The organism is Micromonospora sp. BL1 (assembly GCF_003667485.1).
Classification (GTDB): Bacteria; Actinomycetota; Actinomycetes; order Mycobacteriales; family Micromonosporaceae; genus Micromonospora; species Micromonospora tulbaghiae.
In genome coordinates, this window is the sequence record NZ_RCVK01000254.1 from 40,154 (window position 1) to 48,162 (window position 8,009).

The 8,009-nt window shown below is 73.0% G+C and carries 9 protein-coding genes; 5 read left to right on the forward strand and 4 right to left on the reverse strand.

Features of this window, described 5'->3' with window-relative positions:
- Positions 1-4 precede the first annotated feature (4 nt).
- The 3 genes from EAD96_RS17610 (at position 5) to EAD96_RS17620 (ending at position 1,358) form a co-directional block, all read left to right on the forward strand.
- Positions 5-331, forward strand: a complete 327-nt coding sequence (locus tag EAD96_RS17610; protein ID WP_121685088.1) for a helix-turn-helix transcriptional regulator — start codon at positions 5-7, stop codon at positions 329-331.
- On the forward strand, positions 331-996 hold the full coding sequence (locus EAD96_RS17615) for a cation transporter (protein WP_121685089.1): 666 nt from the start codon (positions 331-333) through the stop codon (positions 994-996). The genes EAD96_RS17610 and EAD96_RS17615 overlap by 1 nt, the downstream gene beginning before the upstream one ends.
- A 179-nt stretch (positions 997-1,175) precedes the next feature.
- Positions 1,176-1,358: a hypothetical protein gene (locus tag EAD96_RS17620; RefSeq protein ID WP_013286093.1), complete on the forward strand. Its 183-nt coding sequence runs from the start codon at positions 1,176-1,178 to the stop codon at positions 1,356-1,358.
- Between the two features lie 8 nt (positions 1,359-1,366).
- Here EAD96_RS17620 and EAD96_RS17625 read toward each other — a convergent pair whose 3' ends face one another.
- Positions 1,367-1,726, reverse strand: coding sequence for a hypothetical protein (locus EAD96_RS17625; protein ID WP_121685082.1), 360 nt, complete (start codon positions 1,724-1,726; stop codon positions 1,367-1,369).
- 129 nt (positions 1,727-1,855) lie between these two features.
- Here EAD96_RS17625 and EAD96_RS17630 point away from each other — a divergent pair, with 129 nt between their 5' ends.
- Together EAD96_RS17630 and EAD96_RS17635 are read left to right on the forward strand one after the other, a co-directional pair.
- Positions 1,856-2,596, forward strand: a complete 741-nt coding sequence (locus EAD96_RS17630; protein WP_121685083.1) for a neutral zinc metallopeptidase — start codon at positions 1,856-1,858, stop codon at positions 2,594-2,596.
- 115 nt (positions 2,597-2,711) lie between these two features.
- Entirely contained in the window at positions 2,712-3,350 is a 639-nt protein-coding gene (locus EAD96_RS17635; protein WP_120570086.1) for an HAD family phosphatase, read from the forward strand.
- 43 nt (positions 3,351-3,393) lie between these two features.
- On the opposite strand, the gene EAD96_RS17640 is transcribed toward EAD96_RS17635, so the two are convergent.
- From EAD96_RS17640 to EAD96_RS17650, 3 genes are all read right to left on the reverse strand, one after another.
- A complete protein-coding gene (locus EAD96_RS17640; RefSeq protein ID WP_121685084.1) occupies positions 3,394-5,943 on the reverse strand; it encodes an ABC transporter permease in 2,550 nt (849 codons plus the stop codon).
- On the reverse strand, positions 5,943-6,707 hold the full coding sequence (locus EAD96_RS17645; protein ID WP_121685085.1) for an ABC transporter ATP-binding protein: 765 nt from the start codon (positions 6,705-6,707) through the stop codon (positions 5,943-5,945). The genes EAD96_RS17640 and EAD96_RS17645 overlap by 1 nt, the downstream gene beginning before the upstream one ends.
- Positions 6,708-6,967: 260 nt before the next feature.
- A complete protein-coding gene (locus EAD96_RS17650) occupies positions 6,968-7,651 on the reverse strand; it encodes a response regulator transcription factor (RefSeq protein WP_120570083.1) in 684 nt (227 codons plus the stop codon).
- Between the last annotated feature and the right edge of the window lie 358 nt (positions 7,652-8,009).

The window sequence follows — 8,009 nt, forward strand, 5'->3', positions numbered from 1 at the left end:
CGCCATGCGGACGCTGCACCACTCCCAGGCGCTGTCCCGTTTCGGTCACGCGTTGTCCGACCCGCTACGCGCCCGGCTGCTGCTGGCCCTGCGCGACGGGCCCGGCTACCCGGCCGAGCTGGCCGAGGCGCTCGGCACCAGCCGGCAGAACCTGTCCAACCACCTGGCCTGCCTGCGCGGCTGCGGCCTGGTCGTGGCCGTGCCGGAGGGGCGCCGCACCCGGTACGAGCTGGCCGACGCCCGCCTCGCCCATGCGCTCGGCGACCTGCTCGGCGTCGTGCTCGCGGTCGACCCGGCCGCCTGCCCGGACGCCGCGGACGGATGCTGCTGATGAGCCTGCCGCTGATCCCGGTCACGCCCGCCGGCCCGGCGCCGGACCGCCGCGCGCTGCTCACCCGCCGGGTGCGCCTGCTGGTTGCCGCGACCATCACCTACAACGTGATCGAGGCGGTGGTGGCGATCAGCGCCGGCGCCGTCGCGTCCTCGACCGCCCTGATCGGTTTCGGTCTGGACTCGGTCATCGAGGTGGCCTCCGCGGCAGCCGTGGCGTGGCAGTTCGCCGGTCCGGACCCGCAGGCCCGGGAGCGGATCACGCTGCGTGTCATCGCCGTGTCGTTCCTCGCGCTCGCCGCGTACGTCTCCGTCGAGGCGGTCCGTGCGCTGCTCGGCGGCGCCGAGGCCGCGCACTCACCGGTCGGGCTGGTGCTGGCCGGGCTCTCGGTGATCGTGATGCCCGTGCTGTCGGCCGCGCAGCGGCGCGCCGGGCGGGAACTGGGTTCCCGGTCGGCGGTGGCCGACTCGAAGCAGACGTTGCTGTGCACGTACCTCTCGGTGGTCCTGCTCGTCGGGCTGGCCCTCAACGGCCTGTTCGGATGGTCCTGGGCCGACCCGGTCGCCGCCCTGGTGATCGCCGTCGTCGCGGTCCGCGAGGGCCGCGACGCCTGGCGCGGCGACACCTGTTGCGCCACCTGCGGTCCGGGCGGCCCGCAGGCGTGATCACCGGCCGCTACCTGCGGCGACGTCGGGAATACGGCTGTGCTCGGCGGCCCGGCGGGCTACCGTCACCGGAGTACGGGCCGGCGTGGGTCAGGCGCGCCGCGTCCACGCCCGCGCCGTCGGAGTTGACGTGGCGGAAACGCCCGCGGACGAGCATGGGTACGACGAAAGGGGCGGACATGACCGACGAGGTGACGTCGCAGGTCCCGCCGGAACCGGCTCCCGTGCTGACCACCACGCCCGCCGGCACGGGCCCGGTCGGACCGCCGAGTAGCCTGGACCTGTGGGCGCGCGCCCAGGTGCTGCACCGCTGCTTCGGCGACGACGACGGCGAGCCGCACATCATGCGCGGCCTGGACTGACCGCGCCGTCAGCGCACCGTCACACCGGCCCGCGCCAGCGGCTCCCACCACGACGCGAGGTCGGAAACAGGCTCGGCGCGCGCCATGTACTCCGCCAGCCGCCGCCGTTGCTCCGCGCTCGGCGCCGGTGAGACCGTTGCGCCGTCGCCGACCAGCGCGTACCGGCGGCCGTCGACGGTGAGCACCATCGTGCCGAAGATCGTTCCCCGGGCCTCGACCCGGCCGGCGACGGCGGCGAACACCTCCGCGCCGTGCCGGTCCCAGGCGCGCAGCCGGCCCTCGTCCAGCGTCAGCAGCACCGGTACGCAGCGCATGCCGTTCCAGAGGCTGCGTCGCCAGTAGACGATTCCCGCGTACGGCGACTCCACGACGCCGACCGTACCGCTCCCGTGGCCGGTGAACGTTTCCCGGCGGCGGTACGTGAGAGCCGGTGAGTATCACCGGAGCCTGCCGGGGGTACTGCTGCGGGACACGGGTGCGACAGCCGGGAGGTCACGGTGGGGGACAGGGCGGGACGTCAGGGGCGCGGGCCGATCGCCGGGCTGGTGGTGGCCGCGCTGGTGGCGGCCGGCTGCATGGCCGGCGGTTACGACCAGGGCGAGCCGCAGCAGCCCGCACCCCCGCGTAGCGCGCAGCCCGAGTCGCAGACCACCCGCGCGGACGGCACGACGAGCGTGGCCGAGTTCAAGCAGGACATCCAGGACGCGGTCCGGCTGGCCGAACGCTACTGGGCGGAGCAGTTCCGCGCCTCCGGTCAGCGGTTCACCCCGATCCGGCGGGTGGTGCCCTACAGCCGCGAGGGCGAGGTGGCCTGCGCCGGGCAGGGGCTGCCGCGCAACAACGCGGTGTACTGCTCGGCCGGCGACTTCATCGCCTACGACGTGAACTGGTCGGTGGCGGCGTTCCGGCAGATCGGCGACGCGTTCCTGTTCTACCTGCTCGGCCACGAGTACGCCCACGGCATGCAGGTGCGGCTGGGTATCCGCTACAACTTCACCATCCAGCAGGAGTTGCAGGCCGACTGCATGGCCGGGGCGTACCTCGGGGACAGCGTGCGTTCCGGGGCGCTGGAGCTGGCCGACGGTGACCTGGAGGAGTTCCGGGAAGGGCTGCTCGCGGTCGGCGACGACCCCGACCAGCCGTGGTTCGCCGAGGGCTCGCACGGCACCGCCGAGCAGCGCAGCGACTCGTTCTTCCGCGGCTACGAGAAGTCGCTCGGCGCCTGCGGCCTCCGGTGATGCCGCGGGTCACCCCGATCGGGGACGGTGGCGGGCGCACCGGGCGCGGCTGGCAGGATCGGCGGGGTACGCGTACCGAAGGAGGCCCCCGCTGAGCAGCCCACACCCCGCCGCCGTGCTCTTCGACATGGACGGCACCCTGGTCGACAGCGAGAAACTGTGGGACGTCGCGTTGCAGGAACTGGCCGCCGTGTACGGCGGTGTCCTGTCCGACGACGCCCGCCGCGAGATCGTCGGCACCGGCATGGCCGACGCGATGCGGATCGTGCACGACGACCTGGGCCAGCCGGAGCGGGACGTGCAGGCCAGCGCCGACTGGATCAGCGCCCGGATCCTGGAGCTGTTCCGCACCGGGCTGCAGTGGCGTCCGGGCGCGCTGGCGCTGCTGCGCGCGGTACGCGACGCCGGCATCCCCACCGCGCTGGTCACCTCCAGCGGCCGGTCCCTGGTCGAGGTGGCGCTGGACACGCTGGGCCGGGACAGTTTCGACGCGGTCGTCTGCGGTGACGAGGTGGACGCGGCCAAGCCGCACCCCGAGCCGTACCTGACCGCCGCGCGGCTGCTGGGAGTGCCGGTCGAGCGGTGCGTGGCGATCGAGGACTCACCGACCGGCGTGGCGAGCGCGCTCGCCGCCGGGGCGGCGGTGCTGGCCGTACCGGCCGAGGTGCCGCTGGCGCCCGCCGACGGCGTACACCAGGTGGAGAGCCTGACCGGGGCGGACCTGGAGCTGCTCGCGGCGCTGCTCAACCGGTAGCGAAAAGGGCCCCTCCCGTCGGGAGGGGCCCCTTCCCGCCGTGTCAGTCGTGGGCGATGGCGCCCAGGACGTTGATCCGCGCGGCGCGGATCGCCGGCAGCACCGCGGCGACCACACCGATGACCGCGGCCAGGATCAGGAACGTCACCATCTGACCCCAGGGCAGGATCAGGTCGGTGATGCCCTCGTCCTTGAGCGCCTCGACCACCGCCGCGCCGAGACCGGTGCCGACCACCACGCCGAGCAGCGCGCCGAAGATGGAGATCACCACCGCCTCGACCGTGATCATGCGCATGGTCTGGGCGCGGCGCAGGCCGATCGCCCGCAGCAGGCCCAGCTCCCGGGTCCGTTCCAGCACCGACAGCGCGAGCGTGTTGATGATGCCCAGCACCGCGATGACGATGGCCAGCGCCAGCAGGATCTGGATCATCTGGAGCAGGGAGTCCAGCTGCCCGGTCTGCTGCTCGATGAACGCGGCCCGGTCGGCCACCGACACCTCGGGACTGTCCGCCAGCAGCTGCTCGACCTGCGGCTGCACGGCGCCCACCGACGTGCCGGGGGCCAGCTGGAGGAAGCCCTGGATCGGCTGCGGGATGGCGAAGTCCGCCGTGGCCTGCGGCGGCAGCGTCACCGGGTTGGTCAGCTGCGAGCTCTCGTAGATGCCACTGACCGTGTAGGTGCGGGCCTCACCGCGGGACAGCTGCACCGGCACCGTCGAACCGACGGCGAGGTTGCGTGCCTTCGCGGTGTCGGAGCTGACCAGCATCTGATCCGGCGCCAGTCTGCTGATGTCACCGGCGGTGGCCTTCGCCCCGAAGATCTGCTGGAGCGCGGCCACGTTGCTCGACGCGGCAACCCAGGTCCGCTCGCCGCCGACCACCGCCATGTCGCCGTACTCGCCGCTGACCATCCGCACGCCCGGGATCGCGGCGGCCTTCTCCAGGACCGCCGGGTCGAAGCTCGCCGGGCGCGGGCCGGTCGTAGACCCGGAGATCACCAGCTCCGCCTTGATGTTGTCCTCCGCCAGCTTGCCGATGCTGCCCTTGGCCGAGTCCAGGATCACCGTCACGCCGGTGACCAGGGCGATGCCCACCATCAGCGCGGCCGCGGTGATCGCCGTGCGACGCGGGTTGCGGCCCGAGTTGAGCCGGCCCAGCTTGCCCGGCACCGACCAGGAGAACATCGCGCCGAGCAGCGCGACCACCGGCCGGCTGATCACCGGCGTCAGCAGCGCCACGCCGATGAACGCGAACAGCACGCCGCCGAGGATGGTCGCCAGGGTGCTGTCGCCGGCGTGCCCGCCGAGACCCAGGAACAGCAGCACCGCGCCGATGCCGGTGACCACCGCACCGCCGATGGTGACCTTGGTGAGCGGCCGGTCCGGCGTGGCGACGTCCTGCATCGCGGCGATCGGCGGGATGCGCGAGGCGCGCAGCGCCGGCAGCAGCGCGGCGATCACCGTGATCAGCATGCCGACCGCGAACGCGCCGATCACCGCCGAGGCCGGCACGCCCAGCCCGGCCAGGGTCAGACCCCCGGCGAGCTGCCCGAACAGGTACGCCAGCAGCGCGCCCACACCGATGCCGGCGGCGAGCCCCAGCACCGAGGCGATCAGGCCGACAGCCAGCGCCTCCAGCACCACCGAGCCGATGACCTGCTTGCCGCTGGCCCCGATCGCCCGCATCAGGGCCAGCTCACGGGTGCGCTGCGCCACGATGATCGAGAACGTGTTGAGGATCAGGAACGTGCCGACCAGCAACGCCACCGCGGCGAACCCGAGGAGGATCTTGTTGAAGAACGACAGCCCTTCCTTGAGGCCGGCCGAGGCGTCGGCGGCGAGCTGCTCGCCGGTCTTGACCTGGTAGTCGGCGCCGAGCGTCCGGGCCACCTCGTCGCGCAGCGCCTCCGGCGTGGTGCCGTCGGCGGCCTGGACGCTGACGTTGCTGAACACGTCCGGCTCGCCCAGCATCAGCTGCTGCGCCACCGGAGTGGTGAAGTAGACCTCGTTGGCGCCACCGATCGAGTCCCGGCCGCCGCTGTAGCCGAACACGCCGACGAGCGTGAACTCCTTCTTCGGGGCGAGGGTCAGCACGCCGACCCGGTCGCCGACCTTGACCTTGCCCGCCTCGGCCAGCGCGGTGTTGATCACGATCTCGTCGTCGGCCTGCGGCGCGCGGCCCTCGCGGATCTCCACCAGGTCGCTCTCACCGAGCCAGTTCTGGCCCAGCTGCGGCGGGCCGAACGAGGTGACCACCTTGCCGTTGCTGCCGATCATGCGGGCGCCGTCGGCGGCCACCACGCCCTTGGCGTCGGCGACGCCGGGCACCGCCTTGATCCGGTCGAGCACCGACGCCGGCATCGGGGTGCTCAGCGGCATGCCCTCCGCGGTGGAGACGTCGATCTTCGGCTTCGCCTCGACGCTGACGTCGACCTCGGCGTACGCGTCGGCGAAGACCGCGTCGAAGGACCGCCCGAGCGTGTCGGTGAGCACGAACGCGCCGGAGACGAACATGACGCCGAGCACCACCGCCAGGCCGGACAGCAGCAGGCGCAGCTTGCGCGCCAGCAGGCTCTTGAGCGTTGCCCGCAGCATCAGTTGCCCACCTCGACCGGGGCGTCCAGCTTCTTCATCGTGTCCAGCACCGTCTCGGCGGTCGGCTCGATCAGCTCCGAGACGATCTGCCCGTCGGCGAGGAACACCACGCGGTCGGCGTACGCGGCGGCGGTCGGGTCGTGCGTGACCATCACGATGGTCTGGCCGTGCTCGCGGACCGAGTTGCGCAGGAACTTCAGCACCTCGGCGCCGGAGCGGGAGTCCAGGTTGCCGGTCGGCTCGTCCGCGAAGATCACCTCGGGGCGGGCGACGAGCGCCCGAGCGCACGCCACGCGCTGCTGCTGTCCGCCGGAGAGCTGCGCCGGGCGGTGCCCGAGCCGCTCCCGCAGGCCGACCGTGTCGATCACCGTGTCGTACCAGGCCGGGTCGGGCTTGCGCCCGGCGATCGACAGGGGCAGCAGGATGTTCTCCTGCGCGGTGAGCGTGGGCAGCAGGTTGAACTGCTGGAAGATGAAGCCCACCTTGTCGCGGCGCAGCTTCGTCAGGCCGGAGTCGTTGAGCCCGGTCACTGTGGTGTCGCCGATCATGACCGTGCCCTTGGTCACCGTGTCCAGACCGGCGAGGCAGTGCATCAGCGTGGACTTGCCCGAGCCGGACGGCCCCATGATCGCGGTGAACCGGCCGCGTTCGAACTCGGCGCTCACCCCCCGCAGCGCGACGACCTGCGCCTCGCCGCTGCCGTACACCTTCCACACGTCGTTCGCCCGGGCCGCGGCCTGCTGTCGGCCTACCGTCGCGGTCACGTCATCTACCTCTTCCGTCTGTCGTTCTCATGCCGCACCGCCCCCGCTGGCCGGTGCGGCGGAATCCATCCTCGGGGTCGGGAGCCCGTAAACCCTCCGACCTGGGGTGGAATCCGTGCCGATCTTCCGGTGAGGGTCGACCCCCATCCGGGCTCAGGGTGACCCCTGACCGGCAGGCGACGCCGACGTCAGGGCCTCACCCGGCGTGATGGTCAACACATCAGCCCCGCCGCTGGTCACGGTAGGTGACCCGCGCCACCTCAGCCGCCGGGACGGACCAGGCCCGTCTCGTACGCCAGCACGACCGCCTGCACCCGGTCGCGCAACCGTAGCTTCGTGAGCACATGCCCGACATGGGTTTTCACGGTGGTCTCGCTGACCGACAGCACCCGGGCGATCTCCGCGTTGGACAGTCCGCGCGCCATGTGGGTGAGCACCTCGCGCTCCCGGTCGGTCAGCGGTTCCAGCGCCCGCGCCGGTGCGACGGCCGGGTCCGGCAGCACCTGGGCGAACCGGTCCAGCAGCCGGCGCAGGACGCGCGGGGACATCACCGCGCCCCCGGCGGCCACCGTGCGGATCGCGGCCACGAGGTCCTCGGCCGGCACGTCCTTGGTCAGGAAGCCGCCCGCCCCGGCCCGCAACGCCCCGACGACGTGCTCGTCCTGCGCGAACGTGGTGAGCACGAGCACGCGTACCGGCAGCCGGGCCGACACGATCGCCCGGGTGGCGGCCACCCCGTCCAGGCGCGGCATCCGGATGTCCATCAGCACCACGTCGGGCAGCAGTCGCCGGGACAGCTCCACCGCCTCCGCGCCGTCGCCGGCCTCACCCACCACGTCGAGGTCGTCCTCCGCGCCGAGCACCATCCGGAATCCGGTACGCAGCAGCGGCTGGTCGTCGGCGAGCAGGACCCGCACCGGCCGGGACACGGCGCCCTCGGTCATGCGTCCCCCTCGTCGTCCGGGCGGCGGTCCGGCCGGGCATCAGCGCACGCCCACGCCCACCCGGCGTGAACCGGGCCGCGGTAACCACCGTAGAGGGCGTCGCCCGCGCGGTCGCCGATCAGGCCGCCCCGATCCCGCAGGTTGGCCGGGCTCCGCGCGCCCGGCCCGCGCGAGATCGGGGGCGGTCTGTGTGCCGGGCTCGGGCGGGATCGCGGGCGGTGTGCCGGGCTCGCGCGGGATCGTGGGCGGTCTGTGTGCCGGGCTCGCGCGGGATCGCCGGTCCCCACGGTGGCCCGGCATCGCATTCGTCCGCGGTGACCCGGCGCCCGGCTCGCCCCGCGGTGACCCGGTGCCGGAC